Origin of the sequence: Paenibacillus sp. FSL E2-0201, assembly GCF_037963325.1 — a bacterium.
Classification (GTDB): Bacteria; Bacillota; Bacilli; order Paenibacillales; family Paenibacillaceae; genus Paenibacillus_AQ.
Genome location: NZ_CP150154.1, coordinates 6,694,813 through 6,720,834, shown reverse-complemented (window position 1 = coordinate 6,720,834; position 26,022 = coordinate 6,694,813). Strand labels below are relative to the sequence as shown.

Here is a 26,022-nt window from a genome sequence, read left to right as displayed (position 1 = left end):
TTCTCATAACTCTTTTTATATCCTCAAAATATTGAAACCACATAGACCACTTAACTTGCCGTCTTATTGACAAAATCAATCTCATTTCTGATCCCTTTATGGGCGTCATTCCACAGGCCCTTTGTCAGGCGAATGCGCAGCAGGCATGTGTTAGGGTCTTCGTCGTTATTGGCTTCGTTATACCAATCGGCGAATATTGTGCGCAGCTTTGTCATCATCTCAGCGTTTTTCTCGTCACATACCCAGCCCAGGTTTTCACCGATACCATCGGCCGTAAAGTTTTCGACGATGATACAAACGGCGACTTCGGGGTTTTGGGCGATCTGCTGCATCTTGCCTGAGGTTGCGTAGGTGACGGTGTAGAACGCGCCGTCCTCATAATAGGCGTCCACAATGCGGGCGGCGGGACGGCTTTTGCCATCGGTCCCTGGTTCCAGCGCAATAGTGGACAGAGAGATCAGGCCATCCTTGTTACCCACTTGTTCTTCCAGGAGCTTCATGGCTTCGTCGTACTTGCTCATTATATTACCTCCTAAAGTATCATAAGGTATACAATGTTAAGCTTATCATTGTCAAATCTTAGTGCATGTGAGGAATAATACGATAAATATTAAATCGTTATCATAATCCTCTGTTCGACTTAGGTATGGTTTAACTGAAAAGAGCAAGAAATAAAAAAACACTAAGAATCAACTTAGTGTTTTTCGTTATACAAAGGAAAGCCTCAATTGTCCTCAAGGATCCAGTTGCTTAGCTCATTGTCAAAGGTTCGAGGTTCTTCAAACATCGGGTTGTGACCACTATGCTCAAAGATCACTTTTTTGACGTGCTTATAGGTTTCATTAACAGAATTCCAAAGTGAAACAGGCGCTACCAAATAATCATACCTGCCTAAACCGATAAATACTGGTTTGTTGAAGTTAGCGAGTGATTGTATAAGATTCAATTCTCCGAATGCTTCTCCCCACAGATAATCGATAATTGGCATATTCGTATATACATCTTCCCACATGTAAGCTGCGTCAAATGTATAGTCATAAAAGCTTTGGGCTCCCATCCGAATACACATGTGAGCGAATCGCCGTTCAGGATCTTTCTGAATGTCACTTTCTAACAAAGAAATATCCTTCTCGAACTGTCTTTTTCTCTCCGGACTTGCTGTCTCATTAAAAAATGCAAAACTATGATGCTGTCTTTCCTCGCTATTTGTAGGTGCTGAATTCAATAAGGCAACTTTTTGGACATGGTAAGGATATTTTTTAGCATATTCCAAAGCCATGAAAGCATGTCCTGAATGCCCTAATAAGATGAAATTTGTTAAGTTAAGATCTTGCCTTGCCGTCTCTATATCACCTAGTACTTTCTCCAATCTATAATCTTCCGGTTGTAGAGTTCGGGGCGGCTTCACAAATCCTAAATGTATCATATAAATCTTCTGAGAATAGTTGAGGATAATAAACACTGCTGCCTATCACCAAAATAGGTTTCCCAGTTCCTTTTACACAATAATTCATATTGATCATTTCGTCATATCAAGGACGATTCGACCATTGATTTTGCCTTCTAACATCAGATCGTAGATCTCATTAATATCTTCTAATTTACGTGTCTCAATAATGGTTTTGATTTTTCCTTCTGCAGCGAATTGCAATGTTTCTTGCAAATCTTTGCGAGTGCCGACAATCGAACCGACTACCTTTGTACCGTTTAATACCGTATCAAAGATCGGAACATCCATGGATTCAGGGGGCAGCCCAACCATGACGCAGGTACCGCCGCGACGAATGGCCCGGTAGGCTTGGTCGAATGCTTTTTTTGCAACCGCCGTACAAACGACACCATGCACTCCGCCGATTTCTTTTTGAATCCAGACTGCCGCATCTTCTTTTAATGCGTTTACGGTTTTGTCTGCGCCAAGCTGTTTGGCAAGCTCCATCTTTTCATCTGAAGTGTCGATGGCCACTACATTCATTCCCATTACTTTTGCATATTGTACACCTAGATGACCCAATCCTCCGACGCCGAAAATGGCTACCCATTCACCTGGCTTTACACCTGATACTTTCAAAGCTTTATAGGTCGTAACGCCAGCGCAAAATAAAGGTGCCGCTTCGATGAAACTTAGATTATCAGGAACCTTCACTACATAATCGGCAGCTGCTACACAATATTCTGCATATCCGCCATTTACGGAATATCCGGAATTTTGCTGATCCAGACAAAGGGTCTCTCTTCCTGTGAGACAATATTCGCAATGACCGCAAGCAGAATACAGCCACGGAATTCCTACTCGGTCCCCTACCTTTAAGTGTGTAACTCCTTCACCTATTTCTTCAATAATCCCAACGCCTTCATGTCCGGGAATAAGAGGGAGTTTCGGTTTGACAGGCCAATCGCCATGAGCAGCATGCAAATCAGTATGACACACTCCGCACGCCTGAATGTGGACAAGAATTTCTTTGTGTCCGGGTTTTGGTTTAGGTACGTCTTGTAGTTCTAACTTTTCTTTAAATTGTTTTACTACAGCGGCTTTCATTAGCATACTCCTTTAGCTTTTTGTTTTTCAAAAAGTAGTATGTTCATGAGGCTTACTTTAAATTCTTGAGACTTTTATCACAGATTAACACTCACATCAGAAGTAATATGTTAGAATATCAGAACAGCTTTACTGCGTTACCGCTTTATCAACTTCATAATTCACGAGCTATGATGGCTAAGGATTACACTTTAGCTGGAGCAGCTTCTGGAGAGACTGCGGAATTTCCGCGGCGCCGAAGGGTTCACAATCTCAGGCAAAAGGACAGAAGAGTACGAATATATATTTGTCATGCTGATCGACATCAGTAGGCAAATATTATTTGATATTCTTACGATCTGGGAGATTGGATGACATCCAATCTCTCTTTTTTTATTCCAATTTATTGTACTCACAAGGGGGAACTAGGTATGGCACAACCAGAATTAAAGAGAGAGCTGGCTAATCGGCATGTTCAACTTATTGCTATTGGCGGCACCATCGGTACAGGATTATTCTTGGGATCAGGCAAGGCGATAGAGAAGGCAGGCCCATCCATTATGGTCACGTATTTAATCGTGGGTATTGCTGTGTTTTTTGTGATGAGAGCACTGGGAGAGCTCCTATTATCTAAAGCGGGCTATCAATCGTTTACGGATATTGCTGAAGACTACCTTGGATCACGGGTCGCATTCATTACCGGTTGGACCTATTGGTTTTGCTGGATCATGACGGCTATGGCTGATGTCATCGCTGTTGGCGTATATGTACAATATTGGTTTGATATCCCGCAATGGGTTCCTGCCATAGCCTGTCTAGTCGTGTTATTAGGACTTAATCTATTAACTGTAAAAAGTTTTGGGGAACTGGAATTTTGGTTTGCTTTAATTAAGGTAATTACGATTCTCGCCTTGATTGGTCTTGGGGTCATTTTACTGATCATAGGGTTTAAGACGGATGCAGGATCGGTGACGATACGGAATCTATGGGAGCATGGGGGCTTTTTTCCGAACGGCATATCAGGCTTCTTATTCTCTTTTCAAATGGTTGTATTTGCTTATGTCGGTGTGGAGTTGGTGGGTGTGTCAGCAGCGGAAACAGCGGATCCGGAGAAAAATATCCCGTCTGCAATTAATAAAATTCCTTTACGGATTCTATTTTTCTATGTCGGCGCGCTTTTCGTCCTGCTATGCATTAACCCTTGGACGGAGCTTAGTCCGGCAGAGAGTCCTTTTGTAAAAACCTTTACTTTAGTAGGGATTCCAATTGCCGCAGGGATTATTAATTTTGTTGTACTAACCTCAGCGGCTTCCGCTTGTAATAGTGGGATGTTCTCAACAAGCCGAATTCTCTATAATTTGAGTAGAAATAACCAGGCGTCATCTCATTTGGGCAAACTGAATAAAAACCATGTACCAGGTAACTCGTTATTCATTTCTACAATTGTCATATCTGTAGGAGCTCTTTTAAGTAAACTTATTCCGGAGCAGGCTTTTGGAATCGTGACAACGATTAGCGCCATTTGTTTTATATGGGTGTGGGGAATTGTGCTCATCTGCCATATTAAGTACAAAAAAAACCGGCCAGATTTACAGGCGAAATCCAAATTCAAAGCACCGTTCACACCGGCTATTAATTATATTGTCTTAACCTTGTTCGCTGGAATACTGATCATTATGCTGTTCGCTGGAGAGACACGCCCGGCTTTATTGTGTACTCCGATCTGGTTTATTTTATTATTCATCCTGTATTCGATTAGAGGTAAGAAGGGGAAAAGTAATTAAGCTAGTGTGAGGCAGACATTAAGTAGCGGCTACTAGGGATGCGGGGCTGAAACCAAAGCTAGTGAGCTGAAAATAGCTATGAGGATAATTCAAAAGGACAACGGGCAGCTGTCCTTTTGACGTTCCACTTTATGAGTCTATTCTTCGCTAGCTAGGTTTGCTTTCTTTTCAATCGTGATCTTGCTCTTCATAGGCATAAATAATGTTATAACAAATGCGGCAATGGATAATATCATCATGAAGTAATAGGCGTCACTCGCCCCTAGAATGGATGCTAGGGATTTAAGGATTTCAGGAGTAGTAGAGGGATTGCTCTGCATCACTGTGGCCGCATGACTTGTTGCCTGCACGGTATAAATTGTAATTACGACAGCAGTACCAATGGCGCCAGCAATTTGACGAACGGTATTGTTCACTGCTGTACCATGCGTACCTAGTTGTTTGGGCAACGCATTTAGTCCGGCTGTATTGAGTGGCATAGTGATGAAGCTTAATCCAATTCGAAGACCAATGGTACGAATCATTAGATACATATAGGTTGTCGATTGAGACAAATCGGTTACCGCCCACATAGATGGAATAATAAAGAGTAAACCAATAATGAATAGCGGCTTGGCACCAAAACGGTCGTATAATTTTCCGGTGACGGGCGACATGAACGCATTTACAAGTGCCCCCGGCAACAAGAGCAATCCTGCATCAAATGCTGTGAAACCACGGCCATTCTGCAGATAAATAGGCAATAAAATCATATCTGCGTACATCATCATCGTGATCAATACGTTAATAAGAGACGTCATCGTAAAAACTTTATTTTTGAAGACAGACAGGTTTAGCAGTGGATCATCAGACTTGATTTGTCTTATACAGAATACAGCCGTTACAGCGATCCCAATCCCTAAGGTCAGAATCACTATTGCATCGTCCCAGCCTTTACTGCCTGCACTACTGAAGCCGTATAAGATCAGGCCGAATCCGACGGTTGATAAAAGAACACTTACCACATCAAGCTTCGACTTAGAGGTCTCAGATACATTCACTAAATACTTGAATGCCAACGCTATAACAAGGATAACAAGTGGGATGAGGCCGATAAATAACCAGCGCCAAGAATGGTATTCGACAACAAATCCCGCAAGAGTCGGCCCTATAGCAGGAGCAAATATCATTGCCAGTCCGAGCAGTCCCATAGCACTGCCACGTTTCTCAACGGGGAAGATGGCGAGCACAACACTCATCATGAGCGGCATTATTATGCCAGCACCCGCAGCTTGGATCATTCGTCCGATTAAGAGTAGACTAAAGCTCGGCGCCGCTGCACAAATAATCGAACCGATTAATAAAAATGACATGGCACTTATAAATAATTGACGTGTTGTAAAACGTTTCATTAAATAGGCTGTAATCGGAATCAATATCCCGTTGATTAGCATAAAGCCCGTGGAAATCCATTGTACGGTTGTTGCCGTAACATCAAAGACTTCCATCAGACTACTTAAGGCGACATTTAAAAGTGTCTGATTGAGTGTGGATAAGAAACAACCAAAAATTAAAATGGTTAGTAAGATCCCTTTATTAATTTTCTTAATGTCTTCTTGCATGGTGCAGGCCTCTCTTCATTGCTTTTTCGACATAGTGTCGATAAAATAAATCATATCAGCATTTAAACGGTATTCCTATTTGCAATTTTATTGAAAATGTCGACTAATCGACAGAATGGGTAAATTAGTTGATGAAATACTATATAAACGATAATAGAGGGATGAAATGTCCGAACATAAAAGAGTTGATCCACGAGCCATTCGCTCAAAAAAGATGCTGAAAAATGCTGTTTTTTCATTGTTGGCCGACAATGTGGAGATTTCTCAATTAACTGTCCAAAAAATCGCCAACCGTGCTGAACTGAATCGTGCAACGTTTTATTTGCATTATGAGGATATTAACGATTTATTGCGCCAGATTGTACATGAAATCTTTGATGACCTATCCATGAAGGTTGAACCGCTATTACAAATGGAGAGCAACAATGAACAGGAGCAGCTGGTCACATTTTTAAATTATTTTTATGAATACCGGAAAGTTTTTGCTGTATTGATGGAGCACAAAGGCTTCAAAAACCACTTGACCAACCTGTTAAAGAATACTGTCGAAAAACGAAGAAACGCCAGAAACATAGACCCCAATAAAGAAGTAGTCTCTGTTGATATAATTGCAGCATCACTACTTGGAATTATTATGTGGTGGATTAAGGATGGCAGCCAATATAGTGCGGAATACATAGCGGGGCAGATTACCTTGATGTATAAAAGAAGGTATTTATAAGCGCTAGACTACGCTGCAGGGGGATTTGGGGAACCGATAGCTATTCTAAGTCAGAATGAAGTGAGTGAAACAATAAAAAGCGGTAGTCTAGGACGTTAATTCTCGTCCAAAGGCTGTCCGCTTTTTTCAAAAAATCATATTATTTAAACTCAGCCTTAATCAGTGCTATCTCACTATTCGTGCCAATGCGTAATGGCGGTCCCCAAGTCCCTGCACCAGATGTAACGATGACGTGAGGACTGTTCGAATTCTTCTGATAGTGGCCATAATCTACTGTAAACATAGCGTTGGTGATTAGGTTTCCAGGGAATACTTGTCCTTGATGCGTATGTCCGCTAATGATTAGATCGACGTCATCTCCGTATTGAATCATATTCGTTGGTTGATGGTCCATTACGATAACGGGCATATTTGTATCAATCTTACTCATCACTTCGGAAGTAATTGCTCTTGGGTTTCCTTGATTGCCAATCGGTGATGAATCCCTCCTACCAACAACAACGAATTGATTGTCTATAACAACATGCTCATCATTTAGAAGTTTAATATTACTCTTATCTATAAAGTTCACAATCTCATCGTATGATCGTCCTGCATCATGGTTGCCTAAGCAAGCATAAACTCCATAGGTGGACTGAATGGTACTTAATAACTCCATACCTTTGGAAGGATTAGAGAGCGCGTAGTAGTTACCATTAAAGATATCCCCTGTCATTAACACAATATCCGGCTGTAATCCATTAATACGATCAACAACGTCTTCAATAAATTTCACATCATTTATGTAGCCCAAATGTAAGTCGCTGATCAGAACAATATTTAAATGATCTAATGAGGTGTTTTTATGAATTTGGATCGGATAAGTGACTTCTTTTAACTGATTCGCATTATAAATCCCATAAGACACTAACCCTATGACTAGAACTAACACTACTGATCTTGTATGAAAAATAACACGCGCTGGTGTAGGAGAGGGGATGATTTTAACCCACTTACTAACCAGTAAGATTATATCTGAAAGGATCAATAGTAAGAGCAAATAGAAATAGATCCCCATCCAATAGTCCCCGAATTGACCCAAAAAGTTAACGATGCTTAAATCGGTCGTCATAGCTGAAGAGGACAATAGTAAATTAATTATGATTGTTAACGCACATAAGCTGTAGATGACTCCATATAGAATCCCGTTTACATTTGGAAATATATGTTGCAGCCATTTAAAAATCTTTCTCGCGATATAATAGTTAGTTGCCGCGTACAAAGCGAATATACACAGAAATGCAAATATCATATGATGTACCACCCTTTTTCTTTAGATTTCTGAGAGTAAACAATTATTATCAATAAGAATGAATAAATAGTCATGTACTCAGTAAGAGTAACATATTTTTTCATGTTGGAAGAGGAGAGAGTTGATTTTGAATAAGAAGAATCGAAACGGTTTGAATATATTTTAAAGCGCTTACTTATATGAAATTTATATAAAAATGTAAGCTATAGCATTTTACGACAATATTCACCTTACTTTTACATGGTGGGTATGATATATTCTGGGCGAATATGGATAACACAAACAGAAAGGAAGTATGCGTATGAAAGCGCTGGTGTGGACATCCAATCATAGGCTGGAGCTATGCGAATGGGAAGAGCCACAGATCACAGCCCCGGATGAAGTTAAGATCCGGATTGAGATGACAGGTATTTGTGGAACAGATCTAGCAGTCGTAACCGGTAAAGAGGAAGGAATATCAGGGGTCATTCGCGGTCATGAGGCTGTAGGGACTGTAGTCGAAATCGGCAGTAACGTTGACCGTGTTAAGGTGGGGGACCGCGTAGTTATCGATCCGAATCAAAGCTGCAATGAATGTTATTTTTGTTTGAAGGAACAGCCGCACCTATGTACGGGTCAGGATGGAAATGGAATGCCTATTGCTGGATTGAATCGAAACGGGACATTCACTTTTTTTTATGCTACTGCACAAACGTTTGCACACCTCCTTCCTGATCATATGAGCTGGGAGACGGCAGTCTTGATCGAGCCACTTGCCTGTGTGCTGCACAATTTCAAAGAGGCTAACGTCTCAGCAGAGGATAAGGTGCTCATTCTTGGATCGGGTCCGATGGGATTGTTAAGTCAAATTGTGAGTAAATCCAAATCCGCGCTCACGGTAGCGACAGAAATTAATCCCTATCGGTTGGCTTTTGCCAGAGAGATTTCAGATTTCGCTCTGACACCTTCCCAATTAAATCAAGCTACTGTGGATGAAATCTGCGAGGGACATAAGTTTGATCTGATTATCGACACAGTGGGGACACAGCTCGAAATGGCAGAGAAGTGGATTGAGCGCGGGGGGCGCATCGTTCCTTTTGGTATTAATGCAAAGTACCGGTATACCTTTTCTCCTACCAAATTCGTACAGCTTGCAATCAAAATTATTGCAGCAGGCGAATACCGCTACATGTTCGAGGAGGCTTTGCGGTTTGCCGCTGAAACACCTGAACTGGAGAAGCTGGTAACTAGAAAAGTTAGGCTCAGTCAGCATGAAGCAGCGATAGACGAGTTGATCGGCTATGAGTTGAACTCTTTGAAGGTGGTTAGGAGTGAAACCGTAAAGACGGTTTTTGTTCCCTAAACGAAATCCTACAATCAATGAGAGGTGGCACTGATAATGAGCAACGATAGCAAATTTAGGCTAGTTCAGGACTACTTGTCTACACACAAGGATAAAGACGTGGAGCCCATTTGGATCCCTGCAGTGTGGAATGAGTGCCAGTATGAGCGTGTTCTCTTTGAAAAAGACGGTGAAATCTGTGTACATCCGTATGATTTTTTGACGGAGCATTTGAAGTATGTGGACAAGCTTTCGTGGAGGTATTTGCTTAAGGAACGCACAAATCTGGACGACAGCGCGATCTATTCCTCGCTTATTCGCTATTCGACGGCTTGGGATTACAACCATGATGGAACAATCGAATCTGGTACTTTTTTAAGATTCCTTATTCTTCTGCCGCTGCTAAAAAAAATGGGCATTAATATTCTATACATGCTTCCTGTGAACCAGTACAGCAAGTTAAATCTGAAGGGGGATATCGGATCACCTTACGCGGTGCAGTCGTTATTTCACTTGGACCAGAACCTGCATGATAGCTTGTTGGATGGTATGGAAGAGTTCACGATCCACGATGAGCTTAGCGCTTTGGTAGAAGCTTGTCATTTGCTTGATATTAAGACGGTTGTTGATTTCATTCCCCGTGTAACGGCGAAAAACAGCGCGTTCATTAATGAACATCCTGAATGGGTGTATTGGATCAAGATGGATGAATTAGAAGGCTTTGCGCCGCCACCGATCCCTGAGCTTGGGTTTTTTGAGGAGTGTACGCCTGATAAATTGGAGATGGTCTATCAAAGCCAGGAGACCGCAGCATTTCTGCGGAAGTTCTCACTGCCGCCCAATGAACTTCATCCAATCCTTTGGCAGCAATTAAAAGAGAGGGCTGATAGAACTGGGGAGGAGATATTAACTTTGGTGGAGCGAGAGATGGGGATAACGACTGCTCCAGCGCATTCGGATTGGATAAATGATGTGCAGCCGATTTGGACAGACATTACGTTTTTACGCTTATACAAGGACTTTTCTCCACAAGTGAGACATCTTATAAGTCCGGATCAGGCGCCATATGTCCTTTTTGATACGATTAAATGCAATGACTATCCTGGAGAGGAGCCGAATTTGGAGCTCTGGGATGTTCTGGAGGAGGCCGTACGGTTTAATCTCGAAAAATATGGAATTGACGGCTTTCGCATCGACATCGGACATGTGCTTCCAACACCGTTGCTGACTCGAATTTTTAATACGATTAAACAGCTGAATCCGAATGCAATCTTGATCAGCGAAGATTTGTTCAATCGTAACCACAAGAAGGCAGCGAGCACCGGTTACAACATTATGCTAGGCAGCGGATGGAACGTTATGACGCAGATTACTAAGGAGAATCTCGTTTCATTCTTAGAGGAGCTGCCGGAGTTGAACATTCATGTGTTTGCCTGTGCAGAGACGGCGGATACTCCCCGGATCACGAGCCGTGGCGGTATAGACGTTGCTCGAATGATCGCGGTGTTTAATCAATTTCTTCCGAACGCCATTCCGTATGTGACGACGGGCTATGAAATGAATGAAGAGCAGCCCCTCAACTGCGGTCTTGGAGACAACACGAACGGAGAAGAGATTTCTCGTGCTTTTTTTAACGTCATGCAGATTAATTGGACCAATCCTGCACCGATGCTGCCGCTGCTGACGGAGCTAAGTGAATTCAAGAAAGACTGGCGCCAGCTAGTTCAGCCAGAGAATTTTTTCGTGGCTCAGTCCCCGGAGGGTACTGTTCTGTACGGATATATGCACGGGGATCGGACGCTGTTATGCTGCTTTAACTTGAGTGCTGATACTTCCTGCCAAGTCGATTTAAAGGCTGCCGTACCTGGTCGATACCCAATGTCCGTGACACTGGATAGTTCCTTAACGGACAGCAGCGTAGGTCAGGTGTTCGAAAGCTTACTGCTTGCGCCTAATCAGGCACTAGTGCTAGTAAACAATCATAGACAAGTTAGTTAAGGGAGAGAGGTTGCAATGGAAAAGAAAAACAAGGAAATCGTGTTATGGCATGAGTTTGATGGTCCGGGAGATACCTCGATTGAGGTGTTAGAGGGAATTTGCAAGCTGTATACGGAGCGCTTTGACGTACAAGTTACACCTCAAGTGATGAATATTACAGAGCTGACTGCGCGCCTGAACCGAATTAAGGATACCCACCAAGGTCCGCACCTGGCGATGGTTCCCGCCGACATGTCCTCTTATGTCGAAAATGGCCTCTACTCCGAGGTGCCTGGCGGGCTGCTCGATGATGTGTTGACTGAAGGGACCCTTTCAACGATGCAAATGGATGGCGTTCAGTATGGTATTCCGGTATTGAGGGGCAATCATCTGGTCCTATACTACAACCCGGAAATTTTCACTAGTGCGCCGACGACATGGGATGTGTTCGAACAGGAAGCTGAGAGGTTATCCGCACAAGGTATCGTGCCGATTGGCGCAGATTTACAACAGGGCTATTGGTTTATTCCGTTCCTTACGGCTTTTGGTGGTTGGCCTGTACAGAATGGAAAGCCGAATATCATCACCGCTGAAATGAAGCAGGCACTACAATTTATCCGCGACAAGATGGATCAAGGTGTACTTGTAAGTCTTGATGGTTCTACAGGACTGCTAGAGCAGTTCATTGATGGTAAGATCGGCGCCATTATTTGTGGCGAGTGGATTTATAATCATCTGGATAAGCATATGAATCATAGACTTGCGGTTTGCCAGCTTCCGGTTATCGAGGGGAGGCAATCGCAATCCATGACTTCTTCCATCGGCCTGATCTATCCCAATCATTCGTTAACATCAGAGGAGCGGGAAGATATTTTATCATTCACGCGTTTTATGCTGAGTGATGAATGCCAAACTATGTGGACGCTGGATGTGCAGCGGATTCCGGCACAGGAAGGAACACTTAAACGGTTAACTGATATTGCGGCACCTAACAAAAAAATGATTTTATCATTATTGGATCAAGCAAGGCCGATGCCGACTTTCCCCTTCATGATCCACGTATGGGAGGCACTGAATGCAGGTCTTATCGAGTTGCCCTTGAGTAATCCTGAACAAGCGCTTAAAAAAATAGAGCAAAGTCTCCAAGTATCTTGGGGCGCATTTAAAAGCTAATAAGAGACGGGGAGAAAACAAATGAAAACAACGATATTCAGCCAAATTTCGATTGACGGAAAGCTCACGATGGGAGCCGGTAATTCGAGTAAAGAGCTTTTTTCTTTGTTTTCCAATGAGGATATGGAATTCATCCATCTATTTCGGGGGAACGTGCAGGGCATTATGGTTGGAAAAAATACGATCCTGACAGACAATCCGTTTCTTACTAATCGATATGAGGAGAACAAAAATCCAATTCGTATCATTCCGACAACTACCTTGGATATTCCGCTAGACTGCAATGTTCTCTCGGATCAGGGGAAGACGATTATTGTCACAACCGAGAAAGGACGGGATGAAGAAAAAATCAAGCAGATTCGGGAAAGAGGCAAGGAATGCCTCATTTGCGGCGAGGATAAAGTCGATTTCGTTGAGCTTGAACGTCAGCTTGAGAAAAATTATGGGATTACTAGCCTGATGGTCGAGGGCGGCGGATTTTTGAACTGGCATATTTTCAATCAGGATATCGTTGATGAAATTATTCTGATGCAGCTACCGATCATTATAGGCGGCTCCACGAACATTACTTTAGTGGATGGAGACGGGTACCAGCAATTGAGCTTTGCAAAAAAGTTCAAAGTTGTAGAAATTCAGCCAAAAGATAATTACACGCTCATGCGCTACAAAAAAGTAGTATGACCTCTCACAAGGTCATAGACTGCAAAAGGCTATGGATTGTGGAAAAACTAAGAATATGGGGGTTGTAAACAATACATGTCAGACAAAGAGAATTTCTACAAAAGTGTGTATAAAATAGCTGTGCCCGTCACACTTCAGAGCTTACTGATGGCATTGCTCAATTTGACGGATCAATTGATGGTCGGTCAGCTTGGAGATGTGGCGATTGCCTCGGTGGGGATGTCCACCAAAATATACGGAATTATCGCGGTTGTCTTAGCCGGTTTATCGACAGGTGTATCTATTTTTGCTGCCCAATTTTGGGGGAACAAAGATTCCAAAAGTGTCTCCCAGGTGCTGGGTCTCGGTCTGATCGTCGGCTTCGCGTTCTCGTTCCTGTTCTCTGCGGCTGTATTCATCGATTCGCCGTTCTTTCTGAGTATGTTCACTACAGATGCGAATGTAATAAATGACGGGTACATTTTTCTACAGATTATGTCGATCGGTTTTGTGCCTGTCATGCTCACGATGATGTATTCTGCGATTTTGCGCAGTACCGGGCATGCCAAATGGCCGATGTATGTTAGCTTAATTGCAGTTGGATTGAATCTTATACTGAACTACGTGCTTATCTTCGGCCACTTCGGCGCTCCTGCACTCGGCTTGAAGGGTTCGGCTATCGCTACGCTTGTTTCCAGAGTAATCGAATGTTTATTGATCATTGGCGCCGTGTACCGGTATCGGTTACCGGGAGCTGTCGGGTTAAAGAACTTGTTCATCATTCCTAAACCGCTCGTCCGCAAGTTTTTTGGAACGACTTATCCGCTGTTGCTAACGGAATTGATCTGGGTGTTGGGTGAAACGGCATATGCAATCATCTATAGCCGCATGGGAACGACGGAAATGACAGCAATGACCATTACCTTCCCGTTGCAAGGGCTTTGTATCGGCTTATTATCCGGTCTGGCTAGTGCAGCCGGGGTGCTCGTTGGCAACCGTTTGGGTGCGAACGAAACAGATATCGCACTCGATCACGCGAAAAAATTCATTCGGCTTGGTATCATTATCTCTCTGATTGTAGGGGCTATCATTGCGGCAGGTTCGAAGCTGTATGTATCCGCATTTAATATCTCCGAGGATGCCAAACAAATGGGTGTGTATATCGTTATCGTATTCGCTGGATTTCTTTGGGTCAAAGTATCTAATATGATTATAGCGGGTGGCATTCTAAACAGCGGGGGAGATAGCAAGTTCGTATTCAGCATGGAATCGACAGCAACGTGGCTGATTGGGGTCCCATCTGGACTGCTGCTGTCATACGTCTGGAAGCAGCCAGTCTACCTCGTGTACCTTGTCATCTCACTGGAGGAGCTTGTCCGCTTCGGTTTTGGCTATGCCCGGATTTACTCCCGCAAGTGGATGAGAAATTTAGTTAGCGATTTGGCTGAAAAAGCGATGTAGAGGTTAAGGTTACATAAAACTCTGCAACTATCTGGGCTGATTGGTTGGCTTAAGACCCCGTGTATTCCCGCTTATGGGAATATCTCAGGGGTCTTTTTGTTGCTACCGATTTGATTGTCGTATGGGGTGGCTTTGAATGGGTGATAATTAGTTAAACGGATCTAGTCAGAAAGGAACTGCTATGCGAGAAACCTCTAGAAGGTATAGGTTCAATGATGTTTTTGAAATGATTTTGTACATCGTATGCGGTGTATCATTTGTTTATTTTAGCGTGATTGGGAACTATGGTAAAACCTTTCAAGCGGGTCTTATCATTGTCGTCCTATTACTCTTTAGGGGCTTAATCACATGGACTAGAAGCGAATTGCCTCCTGCACTGCGGTTCTCAGTGCTAATCTTTATCACGATTACGATGATGCTCGCCAATTTATTCAATATGTATGCGTTCATCCCTTATCTAGACAAGATTGAACATCTGCTGTCCGGAGTTATTCTATTCTTCGTAGGACAATTCATTTTGATCAAGATGGCTAAGCGTAAAGAGCTGGGCGGTTTACCTTCCATCATCATCTGGTTCGCTTTCCTGTTTGCTGTTGCCATGGCTGGGATGTGGGAGATTTATGAGTTTATGGTAGATCATCTATTCGGATTACATTCACAAAACGGTAGTTTGAGCGACACGATGATGGATATGATCTGCGGGACATTGAGCGCAGCCGTCACAGCCGTTTATTTGTACAATAAAGCGCGCAGAACAAGTAAATATGACTAACGTTGATTCAAACGATCACTAGGAGGATTTTTGAGAATTGTAATCTGAAAAATAGTTTCTGTCGTTGTTCCCTCGAGCAATCGCACGCTGCCATGGTATAATTCTACAATTTCTTTGAAGATTGAGAGGCCGATGCAACGCTGTAGAATGGTTTTTGCGATCATCCATTTGAGAAGTAGAAGTCGGCTGTTGATGAACGTATAATGGGTACATTGAAAAGGACAGAATTGGAGCTACATACATCATAATTTAGGTCATAACTGAGGAGTGGAAGGGATGGCTCGTGTCTTATTTATTAATGCAGGATCAGAGGGACATATCAATCCAACGATTGGTATTGTACAGGAGCTTATTTCTCGTGGAGAAGAGGTAGTGTACTTCTCTATAGAAGCTTTTCGGGAACGTATTGAGGAGACGGGCGCTATAGTTCGTACATTGGACGATCAACAATATATAAAGGCTTTTATTTCAGGTGGAAGAGATTATTTACTCGAAAGAGTGAATGGGCTTTTACTTACAGCGGATATAGTTATTCCGGGCGTTCTTGAGCAGATCAAAGGGGAGCATTTCGATTACATCATTCATGATTCCATGTTTGGTTGCGGACGTTTAATTGCTCAAATCCTCAAGCTTCCTGCAATCAACTCTTGTACTTCTTTTGTACAGACAAAGGCATCATTTGATCAACTTATGGAGCAGTTTTACATGGAAGCTCCTGCAGAAATAGTAAAAGCTGTGGACGATAGATTTCAAAGCCTGACGGCAAAAACAAAAGAAGAATACGGCGTGGGAATCCATTCTCCTTATGAAGTGTTCTGTAATCCTGCACCACTTACAATCGTTTATACGACAAGGGAGTTTCAACCTTATGGTGAAGCCCTGGATCAATCGTATAAGTTCGTGGGTCCATCTATCTCCTCACGATCAACTCCAGATGATTTTGGCCTTTCTGCAATTAAGGGAAAAGAATTAATTTACATCTCAATGGGCACAGTTTTCAACCAAGCCATAGATTTCTATAAGCTCTGTTTTAAGGCATTCGGGAATATGGATCATACGATTGTGATGTCCATTGGGAATAAAGTCCAAATCTATGATTTGGGAGAAATTCCGCAAAACTTCATTGTGAAAAATTATGTTCCACAAATGAATGTATTGCAAAACTCGAGAGTATTCATTACTCATGGTGGAATGAACAGTGTGCATGAGGGTCTCTATTACGGGGTTCCTCTAATTGTAATCCCACAAAGCGCGGATCAACCGATCATTGCTGAGCAAGTCGCCAATGCAGGAGCGGGTATTAAATTACAAATGCAAGGATTAACTGCAACTGAACTACGTGAAGCTGTAGAGCGTGTGCTGACTCTTCCATCATTCCAAAAAGCTGTTGCAACGATTAAAGATTCTTTTCGGACATCCGGTGGGTCACATCAAGCTGTGGATGAGATTCTCGAATGGAGGCTTCAATATCTTGGTTAGTTTGCAGGGTCATCCATTGAAGGATGGCCCTCTTCATGCCTTAACTTACAAGACAAGTCTATCGCGTACGCTCCACATAATTAAAAATAGCATCTTTCAACTCAAATTCGTACGTCAAACCATCCACTAATCCCACCACATGATTGCTGTCATACAGATCAAGCATGAATCCAGCCATCTCCTTTGCGGTATGGAATTTAGGCACAGTACCGTGATATTCGAAATCCGTGATATCAAAAGCATGCTTCGCGAATTCTGTTTCTGTTGCGGCAGGTGCCAACACTTTAGCCTGCATAGGTGCACCTTGACTCTTCAACTCATGAGACAGTCCTTCAGTAAATGCACTTACATAAAACTTGCTCGCACAGTACGTTATAGCATTGCCCACAATCGTATAACCGCCACCAGATGAAACGTTAATTAATTGGGTGCCTTCAATAGTGGAGTAGTCTCGAACGAATAGAGAGGAGAGTATAGTTAACGCTTCTATGTTCAGATGTAGCATTGTAGTTATTTTATTTAAATCTTGCTCGGCCACTGAAGCAAAGTTCCCAAATCCGGCATTGTTGATCCAGGTTTCGAGTGGATACTCTTGCAAGCTTTCGTAAAGTGAATAAGCATTCTCAATAACGGATAAGTCAGTCGTTCGAATGATAACCTCTACATCAGGCTGAATACGGGTAATTTCAGACTGTAACTCCTCCAGCTGTTCCTTTCTGCGGGCAACAAGAATTAAGTTTTTTCCACGCGCTGCAAAAGCTAGAGCAGTTTCATAACCTATCCCTGAACTAGCGCCGGTAATTACAGTGTACTTCATGTGATTTCCTCCCATTTTTAAGCGAGCTTGTAATTTTATCCTACAGCGATTTGATTATATAGGTTAGAGTTTACTCTAAGGCAAATGTTTTTTATAATCAGGGTGACTTTCAAAACATATTAGATTCGAGGACTCGTATGTACACGATTAGCGAGGTATCCAAGTTATTGGAGATAACTACATATACACTGAGATATTATGAAAAAGAAGGGATCGTTGCTCCGATTCGCAATGCCAATGGAGAAAGGGTATATGAGGATACTCATCTTGCTTGGCTGCGATTTGTACTGAGGTTGAAACAAACCCAAATGCCTATCGCACAGATCAGGCAATATGCCCAGTTATACCTAGAGGGCGAGCATACAAGCCAAGCCCGTTTGGATCTTCTCGAAGATCATAGAAGCTCAGTTCAGGATCAAATCAGGCATTTAACAGAGACAGAGAAGATGCTAAACGACAAAATTACCAATTATAAATCCTTCATTAGTAAAGGGAATACACTGGATTTGTCTATGCATGATTAGTAGTACAATTACACTTCATCCATGCAAAAGGGGATTACCTCAGGCCTAACGGCCAACAGGTAATCCCCTTCTGTTGCAGCGATAACAATTATTTTTTTAGAGGAATTTTGATCTCCAGTTGTTTGTTGTAATTTTTAACTACTTTACCTTTGGCATCTATTTTGTAAGCCCCGGCAGTGCCTTTAACTGCTAAAGCAATACGCACAGAAGTCTCTCCCACAGCAACGCGAGTGGTTTTGATTTCAAATGGGTTGTCTTTCTGCGCTTTTTTGATATCCAGTTCGTTTTCCAGCAAATGATTTTTCCTCCTTGAGGGCCCTTGTATAATTAGATGGAGATTAAAATCTATTTAATATCATCTATTCCAGAATAGTGGAAAATGAAGATTAAAGCCTATAAAGCTTGCCTAAGCATACAAAATGTTTTCTTTTCATCCGTTACTAAATATTTTAACTATTGGTATATTGGTTTGTAAGTGCTTACATAACTTAGAACGCACACATATGCATTTGAAAATTTAGAATGGAAGGTGATCAGAACATGCGAGTTAATCAAAAGGGTATCTCAATCTTTTTAGCAGTGTTGTTGATGTTAAGTTCATTCTCATTCAACATGAGGAGTGCTTTGGCTGCAGATTCGAATAGTTCGTTAATAGTAAATGGCGGTTTCGAGGAGAATTTTTGGGAAGATGGATCATGGATTATAAATACGGCAGATTGGGATCAAGTAGAAATTAAGCATTTTGCATATGCCGATGATACTTGGCTAAATCCAGATGAAGGAGCTCATGCTTTCAAATATTGGATGAACAAAGCCGCTACTGGAAACCAGACGATCGCGCTTAAGCAGACCATAACGAATCTCCCTGCGGGAAGCTATGAGCTCTCAGTCAAGTCGATGGGCGGTACTGACAAGGAAACAGGGAATGTTGAATTGTTTGCGGGTGACGAGAAGGCATCCGCTGTTGCTACCACTGGCTATAATGCTTGGGGAACGCTCAGCCTGAAATTTATCTTGAAGCAGGATACCCCGAGCCTTGAGGTTGGTGCGAACATAAGTGGCGCTCCAAGTGCTTATGGATTCCTTGACAGCTTTGAGTTGAAACAGCTGAGTACGAATACGACCCAGCCGGTGCCGGCAGATATTTTTGTGAAGAAGGTAGAAGGACTTCAGCCTGATTTTATTAAGGGCGTGGACATCTCCAGTATTATTTCTTTAGAGAATAGCGGAGTCGAGTTTTATAATGAAAACGGAGAAGTGCAGGATATATTTACAACCGTACATGAAGCCGGGGTTAACTACGTTCGGGTACGGATATGGAATGATCCTTTTGATACAACTGGTAATGGTTATGGCGGTGGTAATAATGACCTGGCAACCGCTATCGAAATCGGGAAAAGAGCGACTGCAAACGGTCTGAAGCTACTGGTCGACTTCCATTATTCAGACTTTTGGGCCGATCCCGCCAAGCAGCATACGCCTAAGGCGTGGGCAAACTTGAGTTTTGAAGATAAGAAGACTGCACTTTACGAATATACCAAAGTAAGTCTGGAAGCCCTGCTTGATGCAGATATCGATGTTGGCATGGTTCAGGTTGGTAATGAAACGAATGGACAATTCGTCGGTGAATCTGATTGGACGAAGATTAGCCAATTGTTTAGTGCGGGAAGTAAAGCGATTCGAGAGATCGATTCTAATATTCTGATCGCTCTGCATTTTACAAATCCTGAGGGGGCAGGCAGATATGCTTCCTATGCGAAAACCTTGCAGAATAATAATGTAGACTATGATGTATTTGCAAGTTCTTATTATCCGTTCTGGCACGGCACTTTAAGCAATTTGACATCCGTGTTGACGCAAGTGGCTGATACTTATGGAAAAAAAGTAATGGTAGCCGAAACCTCGTACGCGTATACCGCTGAGGATGGAGATGGACACGGAAATACAGCGCCTCAAAGCTCGGGTCAAACTCTAAACTATCCTATCAGCGTTCAAGGTCAGGCCAACTCGGTTAGAGACGTGATCGAAGCTGTTGCGAATGTGGGTGAAGCGGGAATAGGTGTATTTTATTGGGAACCTGCATGGCTTCCGGTAGGTCCGAAAGATAATCTGGAGCAGAATAAGTCGATTTGGGAAAAATACGGTTCAGGCTGGGCATCTAGCTACGCCAAGGAATATGATCCAAAAGATGCAGGGGAATGGTACGGAGGAAGTGCTGTTGACAATCAGGCTTTGTTTGATTTTAACGGACATCCGCTTGCTTCACTGAATGTATTTAAATACGTTAATACAGGTGCTGTTGCTCCGATTGCTGTAGATGAAGTAAAAGATGTAACCGTCACAGCGATTGCTGGGGAGCCAATCCATCTGCCGAAAGACGTAAGTGTTATTTACAATGATGGAAGTTCGGCAATGATTCCAGTAACGTGGGATCAGGTTGCGCTTGAGCAAGCTATTAGCCAGGGAGCGGGCAGCTATGTGATCGGTGGAACGGTAGAAGGCGGTCAAACGGTTAAGGCTTTTCTAGTCATTAAAAAAGAGAACTTTATCGTCAATGCTGGCTTTGAAAATAGCGATAGAAGCATGTGGAAAATCACCTATGCTAACGCTAAAGAACCACACACAGACTTCCAAAACAAAGTCTCAGATGCCAAGACGGGCAACTACTCTCTACATTTCTACTCGGCGAAAGCAGTGGACTTTAGAGTGGAGCAGACCATTTCTGGGCTGAAGCCGGGATATTATAATCTTTCAATGTTTATTCAAGGGGGAGATGCTGTAAACCCCAACATGAATCTGTTTGCTGTAACGGATGGTAAAGAAGTAAAAATAGACACTGGTGTGAAGGGATGGACACAGTGGAATAATCCTGAGATTCGGGATATTCTCGTTACCGATGGAACGCTAACGATCGGAGCAAATATCAAAGCCGATGGCGGCGCATGGGGAACCATTGATGATTTCTATCTAAGCTTTGTCAAAGGCATTGAGGAACCTGCTATTGTTAATACAGATGCAGAAGTACAAAATATCACTTCTATGACAGCTACGGTTGGAGGAAACATCACCTCGGACGGTGGCGCTAAGGTTACAGAGCGAGGAATCGTATATTCTACTAATGCCATTCCGACAATTGAGGATGGTAAAGCTATAGCTGAATCAGGTGGAACAGGAGCCTTTTCGGTAAGTCTTGCAGGACTTCAATCTGGATCTACCTATCATGTACGTGCCTATGCAGTAAATGCAACCGGAGTAAGCTATGGGCAGGAGATTACTTTTACAACATTAAGTTCTAGTGCAAGCTTGAATAGCTTGAATTTGAGCGGTATAACATTGGATCAAACGGTGAGCGGAAGTGTATACGATTATACTGCGAGTGTACCGTATTCCTTATCTAACTTCACAGTGACGGCAACGGCCAGCGATGCTGTTTATGGTACCCTGACAGTAAGTATGTACAATAGTGCCAATACACTTGTGGCTGGTCCAATAAGTTTGGCAAGTGGGGCAACAAGCATAGAGCTTCCCCTTGAAGTAGGCAGTAACCGAGTGGAGTTATTCGTAATTGCCCAAGATGGCACAGGTACGAGATACACAGCAACAATAACGAGAGCTGCGCAAGATAACGGTTCTGATGGCAATGGAGACGGTGGTAATGATGGTGCTAGTACCTCTAATGTCGTACTTCCGGTTATCTCCTCCAATGGGAAGCTGACGCTTCCGGTAGGTCAATCAGGTGAGGTCAGATTGGATAATGGGCTTGTAATCTCTATTCCAGCTAATGCTTCAGGCAAGCAGTTGACATTAACGATTGAGAAAGTGCTCGATTCGCAGAGTCTTCTTAGCAATCATGAGATTCTCGTAAGTCCGATCTATGAAGTTCTAAAAAACTTCGCGGAGAACTTTAGTAATCCAGTCACGCTAACCTTTGTGTTCGATTCAGGACAAGTGAAGAGCGGCCAAACTGTAGCAATCTTTTATTATGATGAAGTAAAGAAGAGCTGGGTGAAAGTTAATGGCGGTAAAATAGATGGAAATCGTATTGCTGCAGATGTGGATCACTTTACGAAGTTTGCTGTACTCGTAGTGGATCAAGCGACTGGTTTACCGGTAACAAATACATCTACTGAACTGACAACAGAGACTCAATTTAGCGATATCTCGGGACATTGGGCAGAGGCTAATATTAAGCGAGCGGTGGGCGAAGGGATCGTTAAGGGTTATGCCGACGGAACGTTCAAGCCGAATGCTACGGTGACACGCACTGAATTTGCGGTGATGCTGATGAATGCGCTGAAGCCTACTGGAAATGGTGTAGAACTGGGCTTCACAGATACAATTCCTGCTTGGGCCGAGAAGTCCATTGCACAAGCCTTAGAGGCGAAGATTATACGCGGATATGAGGATGTTACCTTCCGTCCGGCAGCGAGCATAACACGTTCGGAGCTGGCAGTTATGATCGCTAGAGCAGCAGGAGCAGATTTAACAACGGCGGCATCAACAGGCTTTACTGATGATAGCCAAATTCCTGCATGGGCAAAGGATGCGGTTGCAGCCGTGAAGAAATCAGGCATTGTGAGCGGACGTAACGGTAATGTATTTGCACCAAATGAGACCGCAACAAGAGCAGAGGCAGTAACCATCATTATGAATCTGCTACAAACTAAATAGTAAACTTACTTGAGTAAGCAAATAGACCGTCCGAGGACGGTCTATTTGCTATGTGCAACCATGCTGATCACATAAAAAAAGAACCGGCAAACCCAGCCGGTTCCTCTTACTTATATAAATAATTTGCATGCAAACAAAGTTCATGATATTATAAGATAATCACTGTTTATTTCACGTATTTACACATAAATGTAACATCTTATCTACACTATTATAATACCATGTGGATTAACAGTTTGTCAAATTTTAATTTTTGCTTCTTTATAACCAGAATGAAAAGGAGCGTGTTCGTGAAGATGGTAGACGTAAAGGATTGGCAGCAAGAACAAGAGCGGCTTGGTTTGGTTACGGAAAAGCTGCGATTAAGAATCGCAGAACTAGAACCAGAAGTGACTGGGCTACGTGATCAAGTGGTGGACATTCGCAAGCGGTTTTGGGAAGAAGTCACGGTCAATACGAGCACAGACGAAGATTTCGAGGAGACCTTTTACAGCATAAAGCAGCAAGAAGCGTTGCTCTCCGAGCGGGAACGCAGTCACCGGCAACGGGTACAGCGTTTTAAAAATATGAAACGGCTACTGCCGTCCCCCTATTTTGGGCGAATGGATTTCCAAGAAGACGGCTTGAGCGCAAGTGAGAAAATTTATATCGGAGTGGCTTCTTTCGTCGATGCAGACGGTGTGGACTTTCTGGTGTATGACTGGCGAACTCCTATTGCAAGCATGTACTATGACCATTCCCCGGGGCCATCCGCTTATGAAACACCGGGAGGACAGATTACAGGTGAGATGATGCTGAAGCGGCAATATCAGATCCGTTATGGTCAGCTCCAGAACGTGTTCGATACGAGCTTAACGATCGGTGACGAATTGCTTCAGCAGGTGCTTGGCAAAGGCGCAGATTCACAAATGAAGAGCATTGTGGCGACCATCCAGAAGGAACAGAACGCCATCATCCGCAATGACAAGAGCCGTATGCTTATTGTGCAGGGGGCGGCTGGCAGCGGAAAGACGTCCGCAGCGCTGCAACGGGTAGCCTATTTATTATACAAACACCGCGATAGGCTCAAGGCGGACCAGATTGTTCTTTTTTCGCCAAATCCGATGTTTAACAGTTATGTATCGACGGTGCTTCCTGAGCTCGGTGAGGAGAATATGCAGCAAACTACCTTTCAGGAGTATCTTGCTTATTGGCTTGGAGCCACGGTTCATCTAGAGGACCCCTTCGAGCAAATTGAATATGTACTAACGTCACAATCCTCGCAGGGCTATGAAGCACGGTTAACGGGGATGCAATATAAGGCTTCTGAGGCTTTCTTGCATGCTCTTCAAAGCTACGCGTTATGGTTAGGAAAAGAAGGTATCCTCTTCCACAATATCTGTTTCCGGGACCGCGAGTTGATTACTGCGGAGCAAATGAAATCGCAATTTTACAGCTACGACAGCTCTATACGATTGGCTAATCGCGTCGCTTTACTACGTGAATGGCTGCTGCGTGAGCTGACTAAGCTAGAGCGTCAGGAAATGGGAGCGCCCTGGGTTCAAGATGAAGTCGATTACCTCGACAACGATCAATATGCCGAAGCTTACAGTGAGGTGCTTAAGAAGTACCGGCGAGAAGAAGCTGTCTTCGATTTTACGGAACAGTATCTTGAAATCTATGGCGATTTTCGTATTCAGAAGGACGGGGAAGAGAACGTCTTTGATTTTAGTGCGCAGGAAGAAGAGCTGCTGCGCCGTATGATCGTGAAGGAGCACTTCAAACCGCTGAGACGGGATGCCAAACGGTTAAAATTCATAGATACAATTGGATTATACGAGCAGTTATTTAGTGATGAAGCCACTTATCAGAAAATGACGGGTGCGACCGAAGTGCCTGATCAATGGCTAGAAATCTGTAAGCAAACGAAGGAAAAGCTGACCCGTATCGAACTGTTTTATGAAGATGAGACCCCATTCCTGTATTTAAAAGAGCTTATTGAGGGTTCTCGCACGAATACAATGGTGCGGCATTTATTTATTGACGAAGGACAGGATTATTCGCCGTTCCAATTCGCGTTTCTCAAACAATTGTTTCCCCGCGCCAGCATGACGGTACTGGGTGATTTCAGCCAAGCGATATTCCCGCAAGCGACGAATCTGCAAGAGGTAGATTCTCCCTTGATACGGCTCTATGGTGAAGAGGAAACGAGTCTATTTCGTCTAATTCGAAGCTATCGTTCTACTCGCGAAATTGTAGAGTTTACGAAGGCGCTTCTACCTAATGAAAAGATCGTGCCTTTTGAAAGGGGCGGCGAAAAGCCGCACCTTGTGAAGGCTAGCAACGACGTGCAGCGGGCGGCACAAATAAAAGAGGATCTTACTGCGCTTATAGCTGAAGGTCTCGACTCCATTGCCATTATTACTAAGACTGCTGCGGAAAGCCGCGAGGCCTATGAGGCATTGGCTGCACAGGGTTGCGAAAATCTGCGGCTTGTTACGAAGGAGACGCTCACCTTTGAGAAGGGTACGTTGGTTATTCCCGCATATCTTGCTAAGGGAGTAGAATTCGACGCGGTGCTAATCTACGATGCTTCTACGCAGACGTATCATCGGGAGAGCGAGCGTAAACTCTTTTATACAGCTTGTACGCGCGCGATGCATCGCCTTTTGCTGTACACGACAAGCGACTGGTCTTACTTTATTCAAGCCTTGGATCCCTCTTTGTATGAGGAAGTGTAATTAGACATATCAAAATCAACCTCTTCAAGAAATTCGATAACTTCTCCATTCGGACTGTGGATGATCGCGTTCTTGATCAGGAGAGACGGCTCGCCAAGAGAAAGAGAAGCTGGTTCTATAAAAGCCTTTGCTCCATGAGCAAGGGCTTTTTGGTACATTTCATCAACATTATCCACGTAAAAGGCGAAATGTAATAACGCTCCGTGAGCTACTTCGTCTTCAGATAAGGCTCTTTTTCCTTGAGCGGCGATCACTGCATCGTTATCAAAAATCTCAATGCAGGTCTTCTGGTCAGGTGAAATCAGCATGCATGCTTCTTTGATTTGAAAGGATGGCAGACTCCAATGATGACCTAACTTAAATCCCAAAACGTCAATATAAAATGATAGGGTTGCTTTATAATCTTTAGCTTGAATCGCTATATGTGCAAGGCTTTTTACGCTCATCTTTAATCGCTCCTATATCTAATGTACTATTTATTATAGTTGGATTAAAATAGGTGATACATATATAAGATAAGTGTTTTATACTGACA

19 protein-coding genes, 1 pseudogene and 1 riboswitch are annotated in these 26,022 nt (G+C 43.2%); of the genes and pseudogenes, 12 read left to right on the top strand and 8 right to left on the bottom strand.

All coding sequences use genetic code 11. The features are described 5' to 3' along the window. Positions 1-50 precede the first annotated feature (50 nt). The 3 genes and pseudogenes from NSU15_RS30255 to adhP all read right to left on the bottom strand — a co-directional run bounded on the left by NSU15_RS30255 (position 51) and on the right by adhP (position 2,536). Entirely contained in the window at positions 51-521 is a 471-nt protein-coding gene (locus NSU15_RS30255) for a pyridoxamine 5'-phosphate oxidase family protein (RefSeq protein WP_339288647.1), read from the bottom strand. 203 nt (positions 522-724) lie between these two features. Next, a pseudogene (locus tag NSU15_RS30250) lies at positions 725-1,523 on the bottom strand (alpha/beta hydrolase). Then, the gene (adhP, locus tag NSU15_RS30245) at positions 1,520-2,536 is read right to left on the bottom strand and encodes an alcohol dehydrogenase AdhP (RefSeq protein WP_042131662.1); all 1,017 of its coding nucleotides are present in this window, start codon (positions 2,534-2,536) and stop codon (positions 1,520-1,522) included. Before adhP ends, NSU15_RS30250 begins: the two are co-directional and overlap by 4 nt. Before the next feature lie 197 nt (positions 2,537-2,733). Continuing rightward, a riboswitch (glycine riboswitch) is annotated at positions 2,734-2,814 on the top strand. Positions 2,815-2,946: 132 nt separating this feature from the next. Here adhP and NSU15_RS30240 point away from each other — a divergent pair. Beyond that, complete coding sequence (locus tag NSU15_RS30240) at positions 2,947-4,299, top strand: amino acid permease (protein WP_339288646.1); 1,353 nt, start codon at positions 2,947-2,949, stop codon at positions 4,297-4,299. Between the two features lie 137 nt (positions 4,300-4,436). On the opposite strand, the gene NSU15_RS30235 is transcribed toward NSU15_RS30240, so the two are convergent. Next, positions 4,437-5,900: a DHA2 family efflux MFS transporter permease subunit gene (locus NSU15_RS30235; RefSeq protein ID WP_339288644.1), complete on the bottom strand. Its 1,464-nt coding sequence runs from the start codon at positions 5,898-5,900 to the stop codon at positions 4,437-4,439. Positions 5,901-6,066: 166 nt separating this feature from the next. Between NSU15_RS30235 and NSU15_RS30230 the strand changes: the two genes are divergently transcribed. After that, entirely contained in the window at positions 6,067-6,621 is a 555-nt protein-coding gene (locus NSU15_RS30230; protein WP_339288642.1) for a TetR-like C-terminal domain-containing protein, read from the top strand. Between the two features lie 139 nt (positions 6,622-6,760). Here the strand turns inward: NSU15_RS30230 and NSU15_RS30225 are convergent, their stop codons facing one another. Further along, the gene (locus NSU15_RS30225) at positions 6,761-7,912 is read right to left on the bottom strand and encodes a metallophosphoesterase (protein WP_076120397.1); all 1,152 of its coding nucleotides are present in this window, start codon (positions 7,910-7,912) and stop codon (positions 6,761-6,763) included. Positions 7,913-8,213: 301 nt separating this feature from the next. Here NSU15_RS30225 and NSU15_RS30220 point away from each other — a divergent pair, with 301 nt between their 5' ends. From NSU15_RS30220 to NSU15_RS30190, 7 genes are all read left to right on the top strand, one after another. Further along, positions 8,214-9,254, top strand: coding sequence for an alcohol dehydrogenase catalytic domain-containing protein (locus tag NSU15_RS30220; RefSeq protein ID WP_339288639.1), 1,041 nt, complete (start codon positions 8,214-8,216; stop codon positions 9,252-9,254). Positions 9,255-9,290: 36 nt separating this feature from the next. Further along, positions 9,291-11,231: an alpha-amylase gene (locus NSU15_RS30215; RefSeq protein ID WP_081954224.1), complete on the top strand. Its 1,941-nt coding sequence runs from the start codon at positions 9,291-9,293 to the stop codon at positions 11,229-11,231. A 15-nt stretch (positions 11,232-11,246) separates the two neighbouring features. Beyond that, positions 11,247-12,383: an extracellular solute-binding protein gene (locus tag NSU15_RS30210; RefSeq protein ID WP_339288638.1), complete on the top strand. Its 1,137-nt coding sequence runs from the start codon at positions 11,247-11,249 to the stop codon at positions 12,381-12,383. 21 nt (positions 12,384-12,404) lie between these two features. Next, positions 12,405-13,064: a dihydrofolate reductase family protein gene (locus tag NSU15_RS30205; protein WP_042131655.1), complete on the top strand. Its 660-nt coding sequence runs from the start codon at positions 12,405-12,407 to the stop codon at positions 13,062-13,064. Between the two features lie 75 nt (positions 13,065-13,139). Then, positions 13,140-14,504: an MATE family efflux transporter gene (locus NSU15_RS30200; RefSeq protein ID WP_042131654.1), complete on the top strand. Its 1,365-nt coding sequence runs from the start codon at positions 13,140-13,142 to the stop codon at positions 14,502-14,504. Positions 14,505-14,730: 226 nt separating this feature from the next. Continuing rightward, a complete protein-coding gene (locus tag NSU15_RS30195; RefSeq protein ID WP_339288635.1) occupies positions 14,731-15,276 on the top strand; it encodes a hypothetical protein in 546 nt (181 codons plus the stop codon). 276 nt (positions 15,277-15,552) lie between these two features. Next, positions 15,553-16,755, top strand: coding sequence for a macrolide family glycosyltransferase (locus NSU15_RS30190; RefSeq protein ID WP_339288633.1), 1,203 nt, complete (start codon positions 15,553-15,555; stop codon positions 16,753-16,755). 58 nt (positions 16,756-16,813) lie between these two features. Here NSU15_RS30190 and NSU15_RS30185 read toward each other — a convergent pair whose 3' ends face one another. After that, positions 16,814-17,572: an SDR family NAD(P)-dependent oxidoreductase gene (locus NSU15_RS30185; protein WP_339288631.1), complete on the bottom strand. Its 759-nt coding sequence runs from the start codon at positions 17,570-17,572 to the stop codon at positions 16,814-16,816. Positions 17,573-17,709: 137 nt separating this feature from the next. On the opposite strand from NSU15_RS30185, the gene NSU15_RS30180 reads away from it, so the two are divergent. Next, positions 17,710-18,096: a MerR family transcriptional regulator gene (locus NSU15_RS30180; RefSeq protein WP_042131650.1), complete on the top strand. Its 387-nt coding sequence runs from the start codon at positions 17,710-17,712 to the stop codon at positions 18,094-18,096. A gap of 88 nt (positions 18,097-18,184) precedes the next feature. On the opposite strand, the gene NSU15_RS30175 is transcribed toward NSU15_RS30180, so the two are convergent. Continuing rightward, on the bottom strand, positions 18,185-18,391 hold the full coding sequence (locus NSU15_RS30175) for a hypothetical protein (protein WP_339288630.1): 207 nt from the start codon (positions 18,389-18,391) through the stop codon (positions 18,185-18,187). Positions 18,392-18,636: 245 nt separating this feature from the next. Here NSU15_RS30175 and NSU15_RS30170 point away from each other — a divergent pair, with 245 nt between their 5' ends. Next, on the top strand, positions 18,637-22,767 hold the full coding sequence (locus tag NSU15_RS30170; RefSeq protein ID WP_339288628.1) for a glycosyl hydrolase 53 family protein: 4,131 nt from the start codon (positions 18,637-18,639) through the stop codon (positions 22,765-22,767). A 296-nt stretch (positions 22,768-23,063) separates the two neighbouring features. Beyond that, on the top strand, positions 23,064-25,487 hold the full coding sequence (gene helD, locus NSU15_RS30165) for an RNA polymerase recycling motor HelD (RefSeq protein WP_339291525.1): 2,424 nt from the start codon (positions 23,064-23,066) through the stop codon (positions 25,485-25,487). Here helD and NSU15_RS30160 read toward each other — a convergent pair. Further along, the gene (locus NSU15_RS30160) at positions 25,451-25,933 is read right to left on the bottom strand and encodes a VOC family protein (RefSeq protein WP_339288626.1); all 483 of its coding nucleotides are present in this window, start codon (positions 25,931-25,933) and stop codon (positions 25,451-25,453) included. The genes helD and NSU15_RS30160 overlap by 37 nt on opposite strands. Positions 25,934-26,022 lie beyond the last annotated feature (89 nt).